The 23951-nt window shown below is 36.3% G+C and carries 17 protein-coding genes; 7 read left to right on the top strand and 10 right to left on the bottom strand.

Annotation, left to right across the window (positions count from 1 at the left end):
- Positions 1–317 precede the first annotated feature (317 nt).
- From IPJ80_01985 to miaB, 10 genes are all read right to left on the bottom strand, one after another.
- Complete coding sequence (locus IPJ80_01985; GenBank protein ID MBK7912250.1) at positions 318–4379, bottom strand: VCBS repeat-containing protein; 4062 nt, start codon at positions 4377–4379, stop codon at positions 318–320.
- Between the two features lie 52 nt (positions 4380–4431).
- Positions 4432–6645: a hypothetical protein gene (locus tag IPJ80_01980; protein MBK7912249.1), complete on the bottom strand. Its 2214-nt coding sequence runs from the start codon at positions 6643–6645 to the stop codon at positions 4432–4434.
- Positions 6646–6916: 271 nt separating this feature from the next.
- On the bottom strand, positions 6917–7351 hold the full coding sequence (locus tag IPJ80_01975; GenBank protein ID MBK7912248.1) for a hypothetical protein: 435 nt from the start codon (positions 7349–7351) through the stop codon (positions 6917–6919).
- Between the two features lie 159 nt (positions 7352–7510).
- The gene (locus IPJ80_01970; protein MBK7912247.1) at positions 7511–9925 is read right to left on the bottom strand and encodes a TonB-dependent receptor; all 2415 of its coding nucleotides are present in this window, start codon (positions 9923–9925) and stop codon (positions 7511–7513) included.
- Positions 9926–10186: 261 nt separating this feature from the next.
- Positions 10187–10693: a hypothetical protein gene (locus IPJ80_01965; protein MBK7912246.1), complete on the bottom strand. Its 507-nt coding sequence runs from the start codon at positions 10691–10693 to the stop codon at positions 10187–10189.
- Between the two features lie 88 nt (positions 10694–10781).
- On the bottom strand, positions 10782–11105 hold the full coding sequence (secG, locus tag IPJ80_01960; GenBank protein ID MBK7912245.1) for a preprotein translocase subunit SecG: 324 nt from the start codon (positions 11103–11105) through the stop codon (positions 10782–10784).
- 5 nt (positions 11106–11110) lie between these two features.
- Positions 11111–11905, bottom strand: coding sequence for a hypothetical protein (locus IPJ80_01955; protein ID MBK7912244.1), 795 nt, complete (start codon positions 11903–11905; stop codon positions 11111–11113).
- 2 nt (positions 11906–11907) lie between these two features.
- On the bottom strand, positions 11908–12399 hold the full coding sequence (locus IPJ80_01950) for a hypothetical protein (GenBank protein ID MBK7912243.1): 492 nt from the start codon (positions 12397–12399) through the stop codon (positions 11908–11910).
- The gene (locus IPJ80_01945) at positions 12396–13670 is read right to left on the bottom strand and encodes a sigma-54-dependent Fis family transcriptional regulator (protein MBK7912242.1); all 1275 of its coding nucleotides are present in this window, start codon (positions 13668–13670) and stop codon (positions 12396–12398) included. Before IPJ80_01945 ends, IPJ80_01950 begins: the two co-directional genes overlap by 4 nt.
- A complete protein-coding gene (gene miaB / locus IPJ80_01940; protein MBK7912241.1) occupies positions 13670–15097 on the bottom strand; it encodes a tRNA (N6-isopentenyl adenosine(37)-C2)-methylthiotransferase MiaB in 1428 nt (475 codons plus the stop codon). Before miaB ends, IPJ80_01945 begins: the two co-directional genes overlap by 1 nt.
- Before the next feature lie 256 nt (positions 15098–15353).
- Here miaB and IPJ80_01935 point away from each other — a divergent pair, with 256 nt between their 5' ends.
- From IPJ80_01935 to IPJ80_01905, 7 genes are all read left to right on the top strand, one after another.
- Complete coding sequence (locus IPJ80_01935; protein MBK7912240.1) at positions 15354–16517, top strand: homogentisate 1,2-dioxygenase; 1164 nt, start codon at positions 15354–15356, stop codon at positions 16515–16517.
- A 137-nt stretch (positions 16518–16654) separates the two neighbouring features.
- Positions 16655–17809: a 4-hydroxyphenylpyruvate dioxygenase gene (hppD, locus tag IPJ80_01930; protein ID MBK7912239.1), complete on the top strand. Its 1155-nt coding sequence runs from the start codon at positions 16655–16657 to the stop codon at positions 17807–17809.
- A gap of 131 nt (positions 17810–17940) precedes the next feature.
- Positions 17941–18669: a shikimate dehydrogenase gene (gene aroE / locus IPJ80_01925; protein MBK7912238.1), complete on the top strand. Its 729-nt coding sequence runs from the start codon at positions 17941–17943 to the stop codon at positions 18667–18669.
- 7 nt (positions 18670–18676) lie between these two features.
- Positions 18677–19873 (top strand): proline dehydrogenase family protein, encoded by a 1197-nt coding sequence (locus IPJ80_01920; GenBank protein ID MBK7912237.1) that lies wholly within the window; start codon positions 18677–18679, stop codon positions 19871–19873.
- 32 nt (positions 19874–19905) lie between these two features.
- Positions 19906–20907, top strand: coding sequence for a hypothetical protein (locus IPJ80_01915; GenBank protein MBK7912236.1), 1002 nt, complete (start codon positions 19906–19908; stop codon positions 20905–20907).
- A 36-nt stretch (positions 20908–20943) separates the two neighbouring features.
- Positions 20944–21681, top strand: a complete 738-nt coding sequence (locus IPJ80_01910) for a hypothetical protein (GenBank protein ID MBK7912235.1) — start codon at positions 20944–20946, stop codon at positions 21679–21681.
- A gap of 20 nt (positions 21682–21701) precedes the next feature.
- Positions 21702–23948, top strand: a complete 2247-nt coding sequence (locus IPJ80_01905; protein ID MBK7912234.1) for a caspase family protein — start codon at positions 21702–21704, stop codon at positions 23946–23948.
- Positions 23949–23951: the final 3 nt, after the last annotated feature.

The raw sequence follows: 23951 nt of genomic DNA, 5'->3' as shown, positions 1-23951 counted from the left end.
CCGTATAAAAATCGGATATGTTCATGGGATTAAAATTTGTTAATAGGGAGTTTGGCTCCCAAAAGTCAGGCTCCTATTAACAAATTGATCTTGAACCCCCCAGTAATTTGAAATTCGTCTTTTCTATATTATAGAAGCTATTTTGGATATGTTCATGGGATTATCAGCCGGTTGATGAAAGCAGCCGGCTCTTTTTTAAGAATTTAAAATGTACTTTCTGATAAATCTATTTCAAAACGAAAAACAGAAAAGGTCCTGCTGAAGTGCAGGACTTTTTTTTTGTACTTAGACTAAATACAATTTGTTTGTTATAAAAATTACCGTACCACCGTCAAATCACCGGATTTAAGAATTACCGATCCATCCTGAAGTTTAATACGAGCATTCCAGACATAAACACCCGGTAATACAAATTGCTCATTGGATTTGCCATTCCAACCTTGCTGTGTGTCATTAGGAACCAGTTGGATAGTTTGCCAAATTAAATTTCCCCAACGATCAAAAATGCTCAAATCGTCAATGATTGCTTGTTGACCAAAAATAAACAGGTTGAAATGATCATTTTGCTGACTGGACGTATTGATCACATTGGGGTAATAAATTTGAAGATCTTTATTTATCGTCAAGACCAACCAATGAATGGAATCACAACCTAAAGAGGATAGAAAATTCTGTCTGTATATTCCGGAAGCTGAATAACGCTGTTGATTGACTTTCCAGGTAAAAACTTCCTGCGTATAAACCGAATCGGTAAATTCATAGTCTGGTAGAATATCCAAATGAAGTTTTATTATCGAATCACAACCAGCTACAGATTGAAACATAGCAACATAATCCCCCGAACTGGAAAGCTGTTGTTGCTTGGGCAACCATAAAAAGGGATCGCAAGTCTTGACAGAATCAATATGTATGAAAGAGGGATGTATTAATAGATTTAAACGAAACGAAGAATCGCAGGCATGCTGATTGATGAAATGTTGTTGATATATACCGGATTGAGTATATAAATTACCGTTAACCGGCCATACCAATGAATCACAAACTTCTACAGTATCAGAATGAAAATCGGATAAGATATGGAGTTGAACTGATACTAAGGAATCACAAGCTTGAGCATTCAAAAGTTTAAATAAATAATTACCGGAATTACGTAAAATTTGTCCATTAAAAAGTAATGAATCACAAACGGAAAAACTCAAGTCTGAACGGGAAGCATGGTTGACTGATAGTTTGAGAAAAATTGTACTGTCACAACCCAATTTATTTTTTGTAGTAAATGTATAATCACCTGAAGCTTGAAGGTTGGCACCATTCCAAATTAATGAATCACAAACAGTTTTAGTGAAGATGCTCGAATCAGAAGGTAAAACAACTAATTGTAACATAGCCAAACTGTCACATCCATAAGCATTATGAGACTTAAAAGTATACAATCCGCTTTGATGATAGCTGCTGTCATTCCAAAAGTAAGAATTGCAACTTGTAATTGAATCCAACGATCGCGTGGCAGCATGGATTGTAAGATCCAGGAAAGCCAGACTGTCGCAACCTGCAGCATTTTGTGTTAGCTTAGAATACAAACCATCCTGAGTATAAAACAAACCATTCCATAAAAAGGAATCACAAGCAGTAACTCGTAAATTGGATTGATTGGAATGATTGAGTTGTAAATCTAAATGAGCCATACTGTCACAACCAAGCGTACTCAGGGTATTGAATAGATATTGACCGGAAGCCTTGTAAAGGGTGTTGTTCCAGATCAATGAATCACAGGATTGAATGGATTGAAACGAATGAATGACCGAATCAATTTTTAAATCGAGCACAACCAGACTATCACAATTAAATTGATTAATGGAATTAAATGAATAGATACCGGTTTTATAAAGCCAGCTTCCATTCCAAAAGAATGAATCACAAGCCGTTTGAGTGGAGAAGCTGGTATCCGCTTGATGAATGATCAGATTTAAAACCGCCATGCTATCACAGCCAACCGAATTGGTGGTAGCAACAACAAACTGTCCGCTGTTTAAATAAAACTGTTGATTCCAATAAAAGGAATCACAAGCAGTAGCAGTTAAAGAGGAAAAACTGGAATGCATAAGTTGAAGATCCAGGATGAGGCTGCTGTCACAACCAAATTGATTTGAAAGTACATGTGAATACAATCCGCTGGAATCTAAATGCATTCCATTCCAGATCAGAGAATCACATGCAAAAACCTGAATATGAGTCTGAGATGTATCGCGGAGCTTTAAACTTAATATATGAACGATACTATCACATCCTTTACTATTGATAAAAGAATGAAAATGTAATCCCGGCACTGTAAGGGTAGAATCAAAAAAGCGGAAGGAACTGTTTTGACAAATAAAAGTATCTGTTTTTATAATTGAAGGCAGCTCAAGGGTACTAAAAAAATTATCAGTGTAATCACATTCGTTCAGAATAAAATCAGCATCATTAAAACTACCGGAAGCATTGCGTTGTGTATTAATCACCATAAACAGATGCTTTAAACCGCTGGCAGAAAATTGGAAAACCAGATTTATCAAACTATCACCGGCAACCAAAGTTTGGCTGGTATGGTAGATCCCCAATAAGGGAGCTCCCAATTCAGGATTGCCATTGTAAAAGGCGACAGACAAACCGGAGTCCGCAGCATGAGATGCATTTTTTTTATTAAATAAACTGAAGTCAACCGAATAAAGATCTGTAATGGGATCATATTGAATGCAATCCATCATCCCAAAGAGACTGGCAGCCGGTCTTTTATAATACCCATTGGAATCTACTAAAGACTCCTGTACATAAAAATTATTGTACTTACCATTTTTATAGGTAGCATTATTTTTTTGAACACGGGGTACGGTCAGATCATCATTGATATTCAAAACATGATAATTGTATTGATTCCAGATGCCACGGGCAGGAGCCCAGCCGGGTAAAGAATCGGGCGGACCGAAGATAAAAAGTTTATAATATGTACTATCAAAATTGTAGCAAGTGACACAAATTTTTGATTTTTTTGAATTATCTAAGTCACCTAAAATAGGTCCTTCTTGTATTGAAGATGCAGGACAAAATATTATAGCAATTTGAGTTGGTACATTTCCATCACTGGCTATTATTCGTAGATATCCTTCATCTCGGTAAATAATTTCTTTTTTATTGTCATTATCTAAGTCAAAGAGAGTCAGACAAGAAAATCCAGATAAATCTTCAACTTTCAATTCCCATTCCTTTTGTAAAATAAATGTGCCATTATATTTAAAGCAGTATAATTTATTTGGACAATTAAATACAATAGAAACTAATCCATTTCCTGTAAGATCACCAATAACTGCTGGACCAATTCTATGAATTGGGTCGGTTATTGAAGTGCTAGCTAATTTGATTAAAGTACCATTTTTCAAAGAATAACAATAAATTAAAACATCATTGAGGCCTGCACTAGTTACGATAACATCTAAAGCACCATCACGATCAACATCTGCAATTGAAGTAAAGCCATCACGGTATTCATTATTAATTTGTATATTATTTGCTATGATACTATTACCAGAAATTCCATTGAGATTAGATATACTTATTTTATAAATAGTGTAGCCTGCAGCTAATTCTAGGTCATTAGTTTCGTCATCTAATTGTGCAGCGATCGTAATTGTAGTTGAATACGCATCAAAGATTGATTGTTTTCCAATTCCGAAATTACCTCCATCTATTAATTTGAATCCAGATTGTGCATTAAAAATAGAATTATGAATATAAACTTCTGTAAAACCATCTTGATTGAAATCTGCAAATGCGGGAGAACCCGATTCTTGAAATGCCTGATTTAAATCATATCTTTCATTAGAAACCCATTTTATAGTGCCATCCAAGTTATAACAAATTAATTTTCCTCTATAATTTATTGGAATAGAAAAATACCATGTAATAGCAACAACTATTTCAGGAATCCCATCATTATCTACATCTGCGACAGCAAATGGGGTCGGAGAATCTGAATTAAAAAAGAATGTGCTTATTTTAGATATAATCTTTCCCGAAGTTGAATTTATTATATAAATTTCATTTGCATCTTTGCCTCCTACTAGAATTTCAGGAATGCAATCATTATTTAGGTCTACTAAAATTGGGGATGAAAAAAGTTGTACATCTACTTCAGACTCTAATTTTTTTTCAATTGGTAATAGATTTATATGTTTGTTTAAGAAAATACTACATAAACTACTATCAAACCAATTACAATTTAATTGCTGTGCGTAAAGATTGCTTGATTGAAGAATTATAAAAATGTATAAATAGGTAATCGATAGGTTGATAGTAATGAAATCTAACTTAATATATTTGCTTAGAACACAATTAGTGATCAAAATATATATTTATTTTATTTACTCAAAAAATACCCAATAATTAAAACAAATTTTATAATTTCATTAACTTAATATATTTGAAGCAGCCTTTAGTATCTAAATATTTTATTATGTAAATTCCTGGAATATTAATATTGTTAACATTGTAAGATGTGCCATGGAATTTAGTTTTCTTCAATAATATCATTGAAGAATTATATAATTCAAAATACGTTTCTTTCATAGATGAAATTATTGAGAATTCAGTTAAGGAAGTTGGGTTTGGTAATATATTTAAGTCGGGATCCTTGAAAATTTTATAATTTGTATGAAAAGTTCGATAATCAAGGTTTTCGCAATCAGGTTTTGGAAAATAAATTACCTTAAAGCAACTTGATTCGCAGTCGCAAGAAGACGTGCTACAAATAGAAAGAATTATGTAAATGGAGCTATTAAAAGGACCTAACGGATTACCAAAATTACCGTGATAATAATTAAAATTGCTAGTATTCCCTGGATCGTTAAATGCAAAACTAGTATAGCATAAATAACCGGATCCTACATTGGCACTGTCAAGTTCTAGGTAAAATTCATCTCCTTCTTCATTGCATGAAATTTCTTTCAGAGACACTTCAAGCTCGCATTGTGTTTCATTTGAACATGGTTTAGGTGGGCAAATGATAAGCTTTGATTCACAAATTTGATTCACTATATTTTCATCTTTAAGTAGAACAAGTATGCATTCTTTAGTAATTATTCCTACATTAATTGTGTGATTTGAGTTATAAGAATAAGGAGCACCATTTACTTTATAATTTAGGGAAGGATTTCCCGGAATAAATAAATCAAATGTCCAAGTATCATCTGCAACACTGTACGTACCATGATCATTGCAAGTAATATTACTAACACTTGTTTTTCTAAATTTGAGACAGGCAGAACAAAAGTCTGGGGGTGTTATGTAAAATGTGTCTATGCAATCCTCAAATTTTATTGTCAACATCCAGCTTCCTTCCTGAATAAAAAAGGGCCCTAAATTATACGTACCATCGCCGTTACCGGTTTTAATAACGGAGTGCCCGGATTCATTTGGATACGGATCATCCAATTGTCTTTCGACTGTAAAGGTATCACCGTGTAAATTGGTTAAATCAACTTGTACATAGTAATAATCGTAAGATAATAAGTCATCTGTTGCATTATTTTGACAAATACCAGTATACACATCAACTTGATATTTTTCATAATCACCGGGACAAATTGCAATGGAATTGCTTAGCACAGGAGGTGGATGCGAGAATGTAGAATTAAAATAAATAGCGGCATATAGATCTTTGCATTCTTCCGTAAAAACATAGAGTGGTATATCAAAACAAAATGTATGATTTGAGGTGTCAATATGAATATTAAATAGGGTATAACCAGGAGCTCTTATAGAATCAATTCTCCAGTTTCCGCATATTGTAGGAAGGGTATAACTTCTACAAAAAGTAATCGTATCTAAACAACCATTATAAGCAATTCCCAATCCACTACCATCCAGATCCTGATCATAAAGAGTAGCTGAACCCAATGCGTTTGAAGTACAATCTTCACAAATGCCGTCAATATAAGCATAGCCAAAATGTATAGATTGTCCACAATCACCTGCAATTATTTCAAGAGTGGCAATACTATCTACTATATTTTTGGGAATTTTAATCCTGTGACAAGACCAATCTAAAACATTGATTGTATCAAATGTGCAATAGTGTACTGTATCGCTATAAACATTACCGCATTTTTTTAAAATATTAGCATCAAAACATAATTCACTTGCCGGAGCTCGGTCACATTTAATATTAAACCAAGGTTGTTCATTAAAATGGCCAGAGGTTGGATTTTCAAGGACTACTGCAAACCAAACGGTAAAATCTCTATTTTCTTCCGTTACTTTAAACCGTTTAATTATCTTATATACGCCACCGTTTGTGTGTTGGCAATTATCTCCCGTTTGGCTATATCGGTCATTTAATAATAATGCTTTATTTCCAAACTTGGTACGGTTTATTCCTACTAAACTATCCAGACCATTCGTTACAATTTTAAATCCTCGGAAAGCAGGTAATGATGATACATTCCAAATAACTGAATTGCCATTATTATATGGAGTACAACCATTTATTATGGTATCAAATACAGTTGTAGCACCAGAATAATATACAAAATCCGATTCAAACCCACCATTATCGCAGACTAATGTATCCGAACTTTGAGCCATCATGGGAGGAGTTAACATTTGAGTCAAGAAAATAATAATTGGAAATAAAGCAATTTGTCTATGTGATTCAGAATAATATCCCCCCCCCCCCTCAAATTGTTAATATTTAATTTCGAAAAAAATCGAATAATTGGTTGAATGATTGAAGAGTATTTCATATTGCAATATTTATGTTGGTTAAATAGAACTACCAAATATACAATTTAGATCTGAATAATAAATGAAAATTCAAAACCAGCACCCTGACACTCTTATCAATTGTAATGGCAACTATTTAGCATTTGCAAAAATGGAAGTTTTATTCAGTATTCATTTTTTCCAAACTCCAACGGGTACCTATTAAAAATATAAATGATAAACTAGTACAAATGATAGGAGGCAAAAAAGTAAACACCCACATTAATACTGCCAAGATTCCAAAGATTAGTAGGAAGATATTTATAATTCCAGTCATGACATTCTTTGCCGTTTGATGCTTTAACAAATGCCACAATAGGATTGAACCAAAAAGACACAACAAACTAAAACAAGCGCTCAGAGATGTAAATATCTGAGCAAAGGTCCGGTGAAAACCTGCGCCCATATCCATTTGATACTGGGTCATGGTTTCAACAAATTGTTTTTCTATATCATTGGTTCCCTGAGGTGCTACAAACAAACTAATGCTGTGCAATGCGGCAGTTAAAAATAAGCAGACAATAGAAGCCCAGGTCATTGCAATGTAAATTTTCATAAGCTTTAATTTTAGATTAAAAATAGGCTCATTTTATTAAAAACAAGTAAAAAAAACGGCCTGCAAATTCTTACAGGCCGTTTCAATGATTTTAATTTAGCTTGCTCCAATCCCTTTTAAAACCTAAATATTGATTTGGGGAGGAATAATAATAGGCACTTATATTTTATATCGGCAAGCTACAACCAGATTCCTTCCGGCTCCACTGATTCCGGAGGAAAAAACCCGGTAATACGTATCCAAAATATTTTCCAATCCTAATTGAATATTCAATTTTTCAGTAAGCGCGTATTGAGCATTGATATGGAGGATGGTCCAGGATGGACTGCCATAACTGGAAGCATAAATTAAATTATCCTCTCCGATCTTATTGTAATTTTTAAGTCGTTTCCATCCATTGTACATCGCCGCAGCTTCAACACTCCATTTGTGATTTTTCCAGGTCAATGCAGTTTTTCCCGTGAGTGGTGAAATGTGATCCAATGGATAATCTGTTGTGTCGGTTTTGATGCGCCCAAAAGAATAATTGAGTACCGAACTAAAATTCCATTGATTGCTCAGTTTTAAATTTAAAGCTCCATTCATTCCATAAATAAATGCTTTCCCGGCATTGGCTTGCGTAAAAACTTTACTGAGCGTACCCAGATAATCGATGCTATCCTGACCATTGTATTGTGCACTTTGTACAGTTATTACATCCTGGTACCAGGTATAAAATCCATTCACAGTAAAGCTGCTCCCTTTCATGAATTCTTTACGGATTCCCAGATCGAGACTTACTACTTGTTCTGGTGTTAGATCCGGATTGGGTACAATTAAACGACCTGCACTGGATTCAAACACTTTAACCAGGTCATCTACATTGGGAGATCGAAATCCACTGGATAGATTTGCCTGTAGCTGAAATTTATTACATGGTTTGTAAACAATACCAAAACTACCATTGAAGGCCGTATGTTTTTGTTCAACAGTATTAAATGGCAGGTGAAAAAAACTGCTGTCCTTAAATTCAGATTGAAGTGTGTAATAATTAAATCGCAATCCGGAATGTACAATCAACCGTTCAACGGGTTTCCATTGATGAGACACATAAAGCCCATGATGACTCGTTTGAGAACCCCCATCCGGATACCGGGTATCCAGACCAGTAATTACACCCGATTGGATGTTCTGTCTGTTGGCGGTAGATTTTACGTCATTGAAATTGCTTTCCAATCCGTATTGAAAAATCTGACGTTTCCAGTTTTTAGTAAAATCCAAATTGATGCTTCCGATGGTAACTTGTTCGATTCGATGATTTAAATTATTGCTGTTAAAATTCCTATTATGACGGCTTTCTTCAATTTTTTGAAATGCAGGGATTAGTTGAACCTCATCAAAGAATTTATAATTACCCGATTTATTAAGTTGATATGCAATTAATAGTCTGTCTTGCGGACCATAATACCATTCAGCACTTCGTAAAATTCCATTGCCGTCCGTTTCTGTCAAACGATCATATCTTGGAATATCTGAAGAACTCGACCATTGGATGTTTAATTTATGTTGTGTGGTTTCAGTTGGTTTCCATGCAATTTTTTGAAGGAAATTATACTGTGTATAGCCGCTTTGTTTTTGTATGCTTGGATTGTCATTTACTATCATACTGTCCCGTCCATTAATTCGTTCTGCATACGACAGGCGTTTTCCCCAATTTCCATAAAACGGATCCCGAACGGCTCCTTGTCTTAAATCACCAAAATCAGAATAGCCAAAACCAGTATAGGAAGCCCATTTTCCAGAAGTAAGATTCAAGCCGAGACTGGTCGTTTTTTCTTGATTTGCTGTTGCATATTTTACCAGGGCATTTCCTGAAATCATCGAATTGGTTTGATTTCTAAATTGTGCATTTCGGGTAATCAGATGAATGACTCCGCCCAAAGCATCGCTTCCATAAATAACTGAAGAAGGTCCAAAAACAAGTTCTGCTTTTTCTAAAAGCAATGGATCCACTGTGATAATATTTTGAAGATGTCCGCCCCGATAAATGGCATTGTTCATACGGACGCCATCAATAACCAATAATATTTTATTGGCTTCAAATCCCCGCATGACCGGACTGCCACCGCCTTGCTGACTTTTTTGAACCATAATCGATCCGGTTGATTCAAGAAGATCTGCTGTAGTAGAAGGTAACTGAAAATCTATTTCAGAACGTTTCAGTTGCAAGGTTTGCACAGATAAATCCGAACGGGTTCGATCCGTTCTGGTTGCGGCCACCAAAACCTCGTCCAAAAGATTTGTTCTGGATTTTAGTAAAACGACAAACCCATTTTGTGCAAGTTCTTCTTTTGAAAGGAATAAACTTTCAAAGTCCGGGTGCATGCAATGAATCCTTGTAAATTCTAGATCATTGGATATACTTAGAATACCACTTGGATCTGATGTGAGTTCTTGCAATCCGGGTTCTAGTTTAATATGAACCTGTGGGATTGGGTGCATGTTCTGTGCATTCAAAAATTGAATGTGTTGTGCATTTGCTACAATGCCAGTAATTGAAAAAAAGAAGATGAATAGTTTATAAAATGACTTCATGTTATATTTTTAATAGTTGACAATTCATCACTAAAAATTCGAATGGGTATTTATTAACCCTTAAATTTTTAATAGCTGATTACAACAGGACCTGTTAATTGCAATGGAGTTCTTCTAGTTATAGAACGCTGCAATCCCGCTTGTCAAGCCGATGTAGTTTAACAATTGATTGCAAAAATTAAATGTTGAATCAACGAGCAATTTGCCCTGATAAACGAAATTGATTTCCAATTGAAATTAAACGAAATGAATAAAAATATTTTAAACCCGGGGCGGGGGTTTAATTACAAATTTTGTCAATGAACTGTAGGTTTCCTGCTTTAAATCATGAGATGCAACATCACATTGCCAGATAGATGAAATAAATTCAGCAGGTAGGTACAGGTGGATTTCATAGTGCAGGGTGCCGGTATTCGAATTTGAATTCTTTGAGGGGTCTGCATCAAGAATGATTGAAAGGATGTGTTTTTCTTTTGTATCCTTATACACTAAAAAGGATACAGAGCCATCTTCATATGTCTTTTTATCTACCACATCATACCAGTTTTGCTCCCAGACAAATTCATGATTTTCAATCCAATGAATGGATGATATAGTCTCTGAATTAAAACACAATGTAATCAGCTCCTTGTGTTTTTTACTGCTACCTAAAACAGAATGGATGTAGGATTGGTGAATTTCTTTGATTAATAAATAGGAAAGCAGGTTGACGGACAATAAGAGAATTACGATCCAATTTAGCAAACGGTATTTTCTTGAAAAAGGCATTTAATTACTGACAAATATAGTAAGCAATCTGCCTAATAATTCAAGAGCTTGAAATGAATAATAAAATAGGCCTAAGCCCGATAAGAACTTATTGACCTGGTCCGGCAGGTTGCTCAGCCGGTGGTTGTGCCGGTTGTTCGGTTGGGGTTTCCTCTTGCTGTTGACCATTGCCAATATTTCCTCCAGCTGAAGCCATTACCGCTGCAACAACACATAGCGCAATAAGGATACCAGCAAGCCACCAGGTTAATTTTTCCACAAAATCAGCTGACCGGGCAGCTCCAAACATTTGATTAGCACTTTGTCCACCAAAGGTTGAATCGACGCCTCCTCCCTTAGGATTTTGGATCAGGATCACTCCAATCAATAAAATACAATCCAATGCAATCAAAATCGTAAGTAAAGTCAGCATAGTGCTTAGGTTTTTAATTTTTCAATAGCGGTCGCAAATGTACTGCCTTTTTCGGGAAATTTAAGCATCAATTTTTCATACATCGCGATGGCTTCTAGTTTATGGCCCTGTCTGGCCAGCAGTTTAGCCAGGGTTTCAGAAATGACCTCTTCTTTTAAAGTCAGACTGGATTCAATGACTTTTCGGGTTTCTGAAGCTGGGCTGGTTTCGGTTTTTAGTGGCAACTTGGATTCTGTTGCTGTTTTTTGCCTTTTGACTGTTTTAGGGCCGGAATGTAATTCTTCCAACCACTGGTAAAAGTCCAAATTTTTTGAGATTCGCTTGCTGCTTAAGCTTGAAACAGGGTCAGCGGATTCGTCATGCACCGTTATCGGGGCTTCAATGGGTGTGACTTCAGGCATCTCTTCTATGGGTTTGCGTTGCGTACGTTTGACCGATTGGCTGGGTTGTTGTGCTTTAGCTGGAGGGAATTCGGCAATGGATTCTGTTTCCGGAGCTTTAGTTTCAATTAAATCCTTGGGATTTGGCTCTGCTTCAATGGGAATGGATTGGATGTTTTGTATTGCCGGTATTTCTGAAACTTTGATGAAATCAACCGAATCATTGGATTTTAATGAACTTATTTTTTCCTTTTTCATATAATCCGACCAGTTTTTTGAATCTGCAAATGCAGGATCTGGAAGTCTATAAGAAACCTGCGCTGATTTGTCAGTCGAAGCCAACCACAAAGCGGATGACAAAGGCTGAGATTGTAACAGGATTTTAGCATCCTCCGGATTCAGTTCATTGATTCGTTTCATAATTACCAATTGGTAAAAGCTTTATTAAAAATATCATCCACCAATAAATTATTGATTTCTTTTGTTAGCTGTTGTTGAATTGTACTAAAATTTGCATTCGCATCAAAATCCTGATATCTGGCAAATCCGGTCTTCCAATTTAATTTAGCATCTTTTGCATTGATCATTTCAACTTCAACCGTAACACTTAATCGATTGATTGCTGAACTTGCATTTGCCTGTGCAGCCTGACTGGATACATTAAATTGTGTTATTTTACAGATAAACTTGATATCAGGTTCGCGGTCATTTACTGTAAGTCTGGAATCTTTTCTGATTTTTGACAACAAGGATTCATAAAAATCCAATGGATAAGTTGCAGGAGCCTGATAAGTTTGATCAATCACCTGTTCCAATTTAAACGTATTTACTTCTGCAGGAATGCTGATGCCTTTAAAACTGTAACACCCGCAGAAACAGAAACACAACAATAGATAGCTCGTTATAAATTTCATGTGTCTAAGCCGTATTGTTTAATTTTTCTGTAAAGGGTGCGTTCTGAAATTCCCAATTCTTCTGAGGCATCTTTTCGTTTTCCATTAAATTTTTTTAATGCCTTATTGATCATATCTTTTTCCATATCATCCAGAGATAAAGTTTCTTCCATCACTTCAACGGTTTCAAAATTCTTCTTGTCCGCGTTTATTAAAATTGGACCTGCATGAGCATCCTGTCCATGTTTATTCAAGGGTTCAGGATTCCAATTGGTATTGACCGGATTTGGATAGGAAAGACTCTGTCCCGGTGGATAGGCGGATGCAGCATTTTCCATGGCAGCAGGCATTTCAAGATCGTTGGTGTGTACCAATTGAAAGAACATGTTTTTCAATTGATTCAAATCTTGTTTCATATCAAATAACAGCTTGTACAATATTTCCCGCTCATGAAATCCACCCTGTTGTTCTACATCAGGAATTGACATCGGCAAATTACGATTGTTGATGTTGGGAATGATACGAGCTAAATCATGTGCATGTATCACTTTTTGATCAGATAAAACGGATAATTGTTCAACTGCATTTCTAAGTTCGCGAATATTACCTGGCCAGGAATAATTTTCCATCAAGCTGGCACTGTGTTCGTCCAATTCAATGGGAGTGGTTCTGTATTTTTCAGCAAAATCCTGAGCAAATTTTCTAAATAAAATTTGGATGTCTTCCCGGCGTTCTTTTAAACTGGGAACCCGAATTGGTACCGTATTCAAACGATAATAAAGATCTTCTCTGAATTTACCTACACGAACCCGATCCAATAAATTCACATTGGTAGCTGCAACAACCCGTACATTGGTTTTTAAAGTTTTTGATGATCCCACCCGAATAAATTCACCGGATTCCAAAACTCTCAATAAAAACGATTGCGTATCGTGTGGCATTTCGGCAATTTCATCTAAAAAAATTGTCCCGCCATCGACTGTTTCAAAATATCCTTTGCGATCTGCAGTTGCCCCTGTAAACGAACCTTTTTCGTGACCAAATAATTCGCTATTAATGGTACCAGCAGGAATTGCTCCACAGTTTACGGCAATAAACTGATTGTGTTTACGTGGACTCAGGCTGTGAATTATTTTTGAAAATATTTCTTTTCCGGAACCACTTTCACCGGAAATCAAAACCGTTAAATCGGTACCTGCAACCCGAATAGCGGTATCCAAAGCCTGATTCAGTGTTTCTGAACGGCCGTAAATTCCAAATCGTTGTTTAATTGCTTGTACTGATTCCAAAATTAATTTATTAAATGTTGTCCAATCAATGTTGCACTGGTTGCACGAATTACTTTTACGTTTACATAATCGCCGGGTTTTACATCCGACAATGGAGTAAATACGATGACTTTGTTTTGTGAATTACGCCCTTTCCATTGATCATCGGATTTTTTTGATTTGGCTTCTACTAAAATGCTAAAAATCTTATTGATGTCTTGCTCGTTATGCGTTAATGATAATTGATGTTGCAATTGAATGATTTCATTCAAACGTTTTTTCTTAATGCTTTCTGGTATATCGTCTTTAAATTTTTTTGCAGCAAGTGTTCCAGGCCGCTCAGAATAAAAAAACATATAGGACATGCTGTATTTTGCATATTTCATTAAACTCAAAGTATCCTGATGTTCTTCATCGGTTTCCGAACAAAATCCTGCAATCATATCAGAAGAAATTGCACAATCTGGTAAAATCCGATAAATTTCATCTATTTTATTGATATACCATTCCCGGTCATAAGTACGATTCATCAAATTCAAAATGCGGCTATTTCCTGATTGACAGGGAAGATGGATGTACTTACAAATGTTGTCGTATTTTGCTATTGTAAGAAGCACTTCAGTAGTAATATCTTTTGGGTGTGAGGTAGAAAAACGAATTCTTAAATCCGGATGAATTTGTGCAACCCATTCTAATAAATTCGCAAAAGTGACCATCTGATTTGTCTCAGGATTTTCCCATTTATAAGAATCAACATTTTGTCCAAGCAAAGTAACTTCACGGAAACCTTGATCAAATAAATTTTGAGCTTCTGCAACAATAGTAAATGCATTTCGACTGCGCTCTCGTCCGCGTGTAAAAGGAACCACACAAAACGAACACATATTATCACAGCCTCGCATGATGGAAATAAAAGCAGTCACTCCATTGCTATCCAATCGCATGGGAGCGATGTCTGCATAGGTTTCTTCTCTGGATAAAAATACATTGACTGCTTTGGAACCTTCGTCTACAGTTTGAATCAAATTGGGTAAATCCCGGTAAGCGTCTGGTCCGACGACGATATCAACCAGTTGTTCTTCTACCAGAAATTTATCTTTCAAACGTTCCGCCATGCAGCCTAACACGCCGATTAATAATTCCGGATTTGCCTTTTTTAAACCTCTGAATTCTTTCAAGCGTTTTCGGACGGTTTCTTCTGCTTTTTCCCGGATGGAACAGGTATTTAAAAAGATTAAATGGGCTTCTTCCAAAACCTTTGTAGGAGCCATACCTTGTTCCGCTAGAATGGAAGCCACAATCTCCGAATCGGAAAAATTCATCTGGCAGCCATAACTTTCCAAGTAAAATTTGCGGCCTCCTTCGATTGTATCTGTTTGATAATCAAAGGCTTCTCCTTGTCTGGCTTCTTCTAATACTTCATGTCCGTGTTCCCGGGTGGAATTGTGCATTTCTCAAAATTGGACTGCAAATTTACGACAAATTAAACAATCTGACAAATTGGCAGAAAAGAGTTGTTGGGAAGAACAGTTGGTATTTCTTCAATTGCAAGCATTTTCTTCGTGGTGTTTGTGTTAAAAGAATTTCAACCCAAACAGCCTATTCAGTTACATGTCCAAGAATCCATTGATTTAAATCAATCCAATAGATGATCGAAAACATCGATTGTTTTTGCTGGAATCCCAAACTTTGGGCAAATTATAATGCATGCCTTTATATCGTCAGGCTGGACAGATTCCAAGCAAGCGGCACATCGTATTCAGAAATTCAAATGGTGCTCTTTTTCATGAGGAGTTATTTGGAACGGAAGGATTTAGTGGAATGTCTTCATTGGTTTATCATTTGTATCCACCAACTCAAGTTAAACAAAGAGGCACTCCTTATTCGGTTCGCCCTAAAATTGCAATAGAAGATAATTTGCAAGCAAGGAGTTATTTAACTTTTAATGCGGTGCCACAATCCGATTACATCAAGAGTCGGATTGTTTTATTTGTGAATGATGACATGAGCATCGGAATTGCCGCACCCAGCAGCAGCATGACGGATTACTTTTATAAAAATGCGGACTCTGATGAAATGATATTTATTCATGAAGGCAGTGGCGTATTAAAAACCATGTATGGAAACATCCCGTTTCAGTATGGTGATTATTTGATTATTCCTCGCGGTACGGTGTACCAACTGGATTTTACTAATTCGCATAATAAATTGCTGATCGTTGAATCTCATGGACCGATTGAAACTCCTTCACGTTATCGAAATCAATACGGTCAGTTTTTAGAACACGCACCTTTTTGTGAACGGGATTTAAGAGGTCCGGTAACTTTAATTACTCACGATGAAAAAGGTGATTTTCTAATCAATATAAAAAAGCGCGGACTTATATATCCCTATGTTTATGAAAATCATCCATTCGATGTGGTAGGTTATGATGGATGTTGTTATCCCTATGCATTTTCAATATTCAATTTCGAACCCATTACCGGTCGCATTCACATGCCTCCACCGATACATCAAACCTTTCAAGGGAGAAATTTTGTGATCTGCTCTTTTGTTCCAAGACTGTATGATTATCATCCACAGGCCATCCCAGCACCGTATCATCACAGCAACATTGACAGCGACGAATTGCTCTATTATGTTGACGGTGATTTTATGAGTCGTAACAACATTCAAAAAGGACAGATCACTTTGCATCCCGGAGGCATTCCTCACGGTCCCCATCCGGGTGCAATTGAGCGGAGTATTGGAAAAAAGGAGACTAACGAATTGGCAGTGATGATTGATCCGTTTAATCCGGTAAAAATTACGGAAGCAGCGGCAGGCATTGAAATTCCGGAATATTATCAAAGTTGGATGAAAGACAATTAATAATTAATAATTAAGAATTAAAAATTCTGGGAGCGTAGCGGATATCCCGCGTGCCCGCAGGAATAATTAAGAAAGGTTTCGTTCATCCCGTTTAATTGTTCGAAATATTTAAATTTTTTTAAATTAATAAAATTGAAATGAAAGATTTAACTGCAGTAAAAAATTATCAATATGTTGAAACGGAAAAAATCTTTAAGCAAGCGCAGGATTTTTTACCGATTTTAGGAACAGATTATGTAGAATTATATGTTGGGAATGCAAAACAAGCAGCACACTTTTATAAAACCGCTTTAGGTTTTCAGGAATTGGCATATGCCGGCTTGGAAACCGGATTAAAAGATCGCTGCAGTTATGTGTTGCAACAAGGAAAAATTAAATTAGTGCTCACAACACCGCTTATCCGCGACAGTGAAATTGCACAACATGTCAGAGAACATGGTGATGGCGTAAAAGTGATTGCTCTGTGGGTACAAGATGCTTACAAAGCCTATGAAGAAACGGTAAAGCGAGGAGCAAAACCGTATTTAAATCCGATGGAATCCAAAGATGCATCGGGTACGGTGCGCATGAGCGGCATTCATACCTACGGAGATACGGTGCATCTTTTTATTGAACGTGGAGGATATCAGGGGATTTTTTTACCGGGCTATGAAAAATGGGAAACAGATTATCGCCCTGCACCCGTCGGTTTAAAATACATAGACCACATGGTTGGTAATGTAGGTTTAGGTGAAATGAATGTATGGAGTAAATTTTATGCGGAAGTCATGGGATTCTACAATATGATCACCTTTGATGATAAAGACATTTCAACAGAATATACTGCATTGATGAGTAAAGTCATGACCAATGGCAATGGATTTATTAAATTTCCAATCAACGAGCCGGCACCTGGTAAAAAGAAATCACAGGTACAAGAGTATTTGGATTTTTATTATGGTCCAGGTTGTCAGCACATTGCAGTGGCAACCGATGATATTGTATTTACTATTTCAGAAATGAAAAAACGAGGAATTGAATTCCTGTATGTGCCTGGTAGTTATTACGATACTGTTAAAGACCGGGTGGGAATTATTGAAGAAGATCTGGAATCCCTTAAAAAATTGGGCATCATGGTAGATCGGGATGAAGAAGGCTATCTGTTGCAGATTTTTACCAAACCCATTGAAGATCGTCCCACTTTATTTTTTGAAATCATTCAACGCAAAGGAGCGAAATCTTTTGGAAAAGGAAATTTTCAAGCTTTGTTTGAAAGTATTGAAGCCGAGCAGGCAAGAAGGGGGACATTGTAAATTGTTTTTTTTAATGATTGTATTTTCGCTAAAATTAAAATAAATTTATGTGAAGTACAATTCTTGTTTAATTAGGGTCTAAGCATTGCAGAAGTTTTGGATCTTTGATATTTAAGTTTACCTTGCCATTTATGCCTCATTATGGTCTCCTTGGTAATTCCTTGCAACATTCCTTTTCAAAATCCTATTTTGAAAATAAATGGAAACTGGAAGGATTGATTGAAAATAAATACAGCCTGTTTGAATTAAATACCAGTTCGGATTTAAGATCATTTTTAGCAAGGAATAGGCAACTGGCTGGACTCAATGTGACGGTTCCTTATAAATCTGTGGTAATTCCTTTTTTAGATCAATTGACACATGATGCCCAAACCATCGGCGCTGTTAATTGCATCAAACACCATGAGGGCAGCTGGATAGGTCATAATACCGACAGTTCAGCTTTTTTGAGCAGTTTAGGCCATTTTTTGCCTCAGGGATTTGCTGCCAAGGCACTCGTCTGTGGGACCGGAGGGGCATCCAAAGCAGTCCAACATGCTTTAAAATGCCTTAAAATTGATTTTCAGCTCGTATCATCTACTGGAAACGGGATTTATTATGCGGAATTAGAGCAAAAATGGGATCCAGGCTGGAAGCTGATCATCAATACCACACCCCTGGGCATGTACCCGTACTTGGATTCAAAACCCGAAATACCATACCAAAAACTGGATTCTTCCTTCCTTTTATATGATTTGGTTTATAATCCTGAAAAATCCCTATTTTTGAGGCTTGGAGCCAACCAAGGCGCCCGGGTCAAAAACGGTCTGGAAATGTTACATTTACAAGCGGATTTATCCTGGCAATTCTGGAACCAATAAACAGTATATGGAAGAAACCGACGAGACGCTTTTGGATTTTGGAAATACCGAAATAGCCTTTTCTCATAAAACGGATAGAGAGCTTAAAAATACGTACCGGTTATTTAAATTAATGAATAACCCAAGCTTGGTACGCATCGGTTCGTTTTTTGGAAAACTGGCCGCGCAAGTTCCTTTCCATTTAATGGATCCCCTCATTCGGGAAACCATCTTTAATCAATTTTGCGGTGGCACCAATTTATTAGAATGTCAGCGGGTTGTGGATCGGCTGTATCACAAAAAAACCATGACCATTTTGGATTATGGAGTTGAAGGTCGAGAACACGATGAAGATTTTCAGAATACCCTGGAAGTAAATTTAAAAGCACTCGAATTTGCATTCAGCAACCCAAACATTCCGGTCATCAGTACAAAACTTACCGGATACATTCCAATCGCCGTTTTAGAAAAAATACATGCAAAAGAAAGTTTGTCTGCTTTTGATCAGCGGGCCTGGGAACGATTGGAAGAGCGTTTTGTCATACTTTGTAACAAAGCGGCCGAATTGGGAGTTGGTATTTTTATAGATGCAGAAGAATCCTGGATCCAGGACCCAATCGACCAATTAGTGGATAAATACATGCCGGTTTTTAATAAAGAAAAACCAATCATCTACAATACCTTCCAATTGTATCGTAAAGGTCGCTTGGACTATCTTAAATCAAGTTTTGAAGCTGCCCGGCAGGGGAATTACATCTTTGGGGCAAAAATTGTTCGGGGTGCTTATATGGAAAAGGAACGAAAGCGTGCCCAGGATAAAGGCCTTGAAGATCCAATTATGGTAGATAAACTGGCTACGGATACGCAATACAACGATGCGGTGCGCTTTTGCGTGCAATTTCCAGAACAGATCAGTTTGTGTAATTCAACCCACAATTGGAATAGCTGTTTATTGCAAACGGAACTCATGGCTCAGGCTGGAATTCCAAACGACCATCCGCATTTAAACTTTTGTCAGTTGTTGGGTATGAGTGATAACATCACATTTAATTTGGCTGCCAAAGGATACACAGTTGCAAAATATGTACCTTATGGTCCGATTAAAGATGTGGTGCCTTATCTCGTGCGCCGTGCTGAAGAAAATACCAGTATCACAGGCGACATGAGTCGGGAATTGAAATTATTGAATCAGGAAATGATCCGGCGCGGATTAAAAAATAGTTAGGACAATTGTTTTAATACCTTAAATAAAACGTGATGAAAAATGTAATTGGAATAGCACTGGTTTTTTTAAGCCTGCAAACTTTATGCGGTCAGGCAATTTGGCATGTTAAAGCAATTGACCCTCAGGGCAAATTGATCGATGTTAAAGCATTTGACAAAAACAACAATGTATTTGATGTTAAAGCCATTTCAATAAACGGCAATACGCAATACATGGATATTAAAGCTATAAAAAATGGCAAGCAGATGGCAGTAAAAATTTTGTTGAGTTCTGATGTATTTGCCCCTGTAAAAGCCATTGATGAAATCGGGATGATTTATGATATAAAAGCGCTTACACCAGATAAAGTGAAATGGGATGTTAAAGGAGTAAGTCAATCTGGAAATATTATACATATTAAAGCCATCAGTCCAGCAGGTGAATTTTATGGTATAAAAGCCATTAGCCCGGAAGGTAAATTGCATGATGTTAAAGGGGTTAAATTTAACGAAAATGAAATTGAAACAAAATTGAATGGGGTAGAAATTTGGGCTCATGTAAAGGCTTTGCCTCAGGCTTATTCCCAAAATTCAGATTTTGTATGGAATGTTAAAGCGGTAGATCCCAATGGTCAATTCATCGATGTAAAAGCTATTGACGACAAAGGAGGAATTTATCCTGTTAAGGCATTGGTTGAGAATGGAAATTTACATTTATTAAATGTAAAAGCTTTTGTAAGTAATAAAATTTTACCAATAAAAGTTTTGGATGGTTCAAATTCATATGGGCCGGTAAAAGCAATTGGTGAAATTGGAACCTTATACAATATCAAAGCGATCACAGATGATAAGAAAATATTGGATGTAAAAGCAACCAGTCAGGAAGGCCATATATTGAATATTAAAGCCATCGCTGCAGATGGATCATTCTATGGAATTAAAGCCATTTCTCCCAGTGGACAAATGTATGATATCAAAGGCATTGAAACTGAAGAAGCCATAACGATTCAGGGAATTAAAATTAAAGCACATATAAAAGCTATACCACAAGAATAAAATAAAAATCTCAATAAATATTAAATTTAAATTAACATGAAAAACATTTTCTTAAGTATTATTTTTTTAATGATATTGACAAATCTCAAGGCACAAAAAGTGTATGCATGGATGGATGCCGGAGTAAAAGTTGGATACGGACTTACCGGTATGGTCAATTCCAATTTATTTGATGATAAACTCTACGAACACCATCTTACAACAGGTGCTGGAATCGGTGCTAAGTTAGGTCTCTACATTGGATTATACAATGGAATCACTGTTGATTTTATGCTTTCAAACAGCAAACAAAAATTTGATTTTTTGAGAGATGCTAAAACATATTACCATACTATAAAATGGAAAACCTATGACCTTGCTGTTTTGTATCGCAACCAAAAAAATGGGGTGTATGTAGAATTGGGACCACAGTTTTCATTTGTAAATAAAGTAACACAACAAGATGACTACAATCCGCAATTGACGGATGTAAAAAAATATTATGCAAAAAATTACATTTCCGGAATTTTTGGTGTGGGTGGATATTTGCTGAATTACGAAAATTTCACCACGATGTTAGGAATCAGATTGGGATATGGATTTACTGATATGATCAGCGATGAAGGTAAAAACTTTACACCCAATGCATTTCCAAATCCTTCTTCTGCAAAACACTACGATTCGTATAAGAAGACGAATCCTGCATTTGTGCAGTTAAATATGGAATTCAACTTTGCATTGGGGTATTACGGAAGATCCTCTTGCAGCAAACGTGCTACCTTATTTAGTTTTTAATAGATACTAATAAATCATATTTGAAGCATCAATATTTCAGTTTAAATTCTATAAAACTAATTGCAGTATATCCCAAAGATTCTAAGCAAGCGGCTGTTTTTTATTTGTACAAGCATAGCCTCAACAAGCTTAGAATTTTTGGGATATTGCTTTTATATATTGGTTTTAGTTTCATGGGAAATGCACAGGAAAAAGGAGTTTCACCTTTGGCAGCACCCAATAAATCCGGATTTACAGGCAAACTTTATGCAGTAGTAGTTGGAATATCGGATTACCAGGATGCTGGAATTCCTGATTTGCGTTTTGCTGAACGCGATGCAAAATTATTCTATGATTTTTTGAAAGGTAAGGCCGGTTATTCTCTTAATGAAGATCAAATTCAATTGCTTACAAACAAAGAAGCGACTCAGGGCAAAATAGTTGCAGCATTGGATTGGATGATGACCGAATGCAAAGAAGGAGACCAGGCGATTATTTATTTTAGTGGGCATGGAGATGTTGAACGGAAAACCATTTCACAACCCGGGTTTTTATTGTGTTGGGATGCGCCTTCAAAAGTATATATGTCAGGTGGTGCTTTTGCACTTGGTTTTTTAGAAGATATTGTCAATACCCTGGCCATTGAAAAAAAAGTAAAGACCATAGTAATCACCGATGCGTGTCATTCCGGAAAATTATCTGGCAGCGCGATCAATGGAACCCAGGCCACTGCAGCTTATTTAGCCAGCCAATTTGCAAATGCAATTAAAATCATGTCTTGTCAGTCTAATGAATATTCATTGGAAGGCGAGCAATGGGGAGGAGGCAGAGGTGTATTTAGTTACCATTTAATTGACGGACTCGTCGGATTGGCAGATCGCAATTCAGATGGAAAAGTAGCGTTGGGCGAATTGGACCGGTACCTTGAAGACAATGTCAGTAATGATGTGAAGCCAAATAGTCAAATTCCTTTATTACTTGGAGATAAATTGGCTGTAATCAATACAGTCAATAAGGAAAGTCTGGCACAATTAAAAAAAGAGAAAGATGGGGCAATGGTTGCATTTGCACCTGCAGAAAACAAGGGCTTGGAAACTGAAGTTCTGGCAAAAGCCAGTCCGGAGATTCAGGAATTTTACAAACGATTTAAAGCAAGACTTGAGCAAAAATTATTTTTAAGTCCTGCAAATGACTGTGCAGATTATTATTATTTAAAATTGGAAGCAGATACCAGCATTCAAAAATTGCATAATTCCATGCGTTTTAATTACGCTGCGGTTCTGCAGGATGATGCACAACAAGTTCTTAATCGCTTTCTCAACTCTGATTTGGGTGTATTAACTCAATCCAAACTGGATGCTTTGAAAAAATTTCAGAAGTATCCTGAATACCTGGACCGTGCGGCAAATCTGTTAGGTAAAATGCATTACATGTATCCGGTATTGCAAGCGCGGAAATTATTTTTTGAAGGTTTTTTTGTAGCAAAGACAAATCGAAATCTTGATAAGGAAATTGGGAATAAAGCACTTAGTTATTTAAGTTCAGCATTGCAATTTCAGGAGAATATGCCACAGGTTTATTGGCAGATGAGTTTTATCTATGGCTATAATTTATTACAACAGGATTCTGCAGAATATTATGCTGATAAAGCAACTACACTTGTGCCTTCCTGGCAATTGCCTTACGCCGGTTTGGTATTCTTATACTCTGATAAAATCAGAAATTATTCAAAGGCAAAATTCTATCTTGATAAAATAAATCAAATCGATTCAAATTCTTTGGTTGCCCATTATTCAGCTGGAGTTTATTATGAAACCCAGGGGTCATTTGAACTGGCGACATTTCATTATAAAAAGGCATTGGAAATTGATTCCACATTTATTTATGCGCATTCAAATTTGGGTAATATTTACCTTAACACTGGGAATCTTTCAGAAGCTGAATCCCAATACCAGCGTGCCATTGCATTGGATGCATCCTATCCTATGGCTCATGGAAATTTTGGAATTGTCTATTATTTGACCAATAGAATGACACAGGCTGAACAATCCTTTAAGCAAGCCTTGGAATTAGAACCCAAAGATCCTTTTTTCAATTATAATATTGCTTGTTTCTATTATGGACAAAACGAGGATGTGTTGGCATTCCAATTTTTGAAAAAGGCGCTTGAGTTTGGGTATAACGATTACAAAGGGTTGCAGGAAGATCCTTCTTTGCAAACAGTGCGCGCAGATACTGCAAAGTGGAATGCGTTGATGCAGCAGTTCTTTCCTGATAAAAACAAATAGGAA

The organism is Saprospiraceae bacterium (genome assembly GCA_016714025.1).
GTDB lineage: Bacteria > Bacteroidota > Bacteroidia > Chitinophagales > Saprospiraceae > Vicinibacter.
Note: the sequence above shows the minus strand (reverse complement) of the source record. Positions and strands in the feature narration are given on the sequence as shown.

Excerpts from the sequence above, each read along its gene's own strand:
- IPJ80_01935 (MBK7912240.1), top strand. The coding sequence starts at position 15,354 with ATGCCTTTATATCGTCAGGCTGGACAGATTCCAAGCAAGCGGCACATC.
- IPJ80_01970 (MBK7912247.1), bottom strand. The coding sequence starts at position 9,925 with ATGAAGTCATTTTATAAACTATTCATCTTCTTTTTTTCAATTACTGGC.
- IPJ80_01920 (MBK7912237.1), top strand. The coding sequence starts at position 18,677 with ATGGAAGAAACCGACGAGACGCTTTTGGATTTTGGAAATACCGAAATA.
- IPJ80_01955 (MBK7912244.1), bottom strand. The coding sequence starts at position 11,905 with ATGAAACGAATCAATGAACTGAATCCGGAGGATGCTAAAATCCTGTTA.
- hppD (MBK7912239.1), top strand. The coding sequence starts at position 16,655 with ATGAAAGATTTAACTGCAGTAAAAAATTATCAATATGTTGAAACGGAA.
- miaB (MBK7912241.1), bottom strand. The coding sequence starts at position 15,097 with ATGCACAATTCCACCCGGGAACACGGACATGAAGTATTAGAAGAAGCC.
- IPJ80_01915 (MBK7912236.1), top strand. The coding sequence starts at position 19,906 with ATGAAAAATGTAATTGGAATAGCACTGGTTTTTTTAAGCCTGCAAACT.
- aroE (MBK7912238.1), top strand. The coding sequence starts at position 17,941 with ATGCCTCATTATGGTCTCCTTGGTAATTCCTTGCAACATTCCTTTTCA.
- IPJ80_01950 (MBK7912243.1), bottom strand. The coding sequence starts at position 12,399 with ATGAAATTTATAACGAGCTATCTATTGTTGTGTTTCTGTTTCTGCGGG.
- IPJ80_01910 (MBK7912235.1), top strand. The coding sequence starts at position 20,944 with ATGAAAAACATTTTCTTAAGTATTATTTTTTTAATGATATTGACAAAT.
- IPJ80_01965 (MBK7912246.1), bottom strand. The coding sequence starts at position 10,693 with ATGCCTTTTTCAAGAAAATACCGTTTGCTAAATTGGATCGTAATTCTC.
- secG (MBK7912245.1), bottom strand. The coding sequence starts at position 11,105 with ATGCTGACTTTACTTACGATTTTGATTGCATTGGATTGTATTTTATTG.
- IPJ80_01975 (MBK7912248.1), bottom strand. The coding sequence starts at position 7,351 with ATGAAAATTTACATTGCAATGACCTGGGCTTCTATTGTCTGCTTATTT.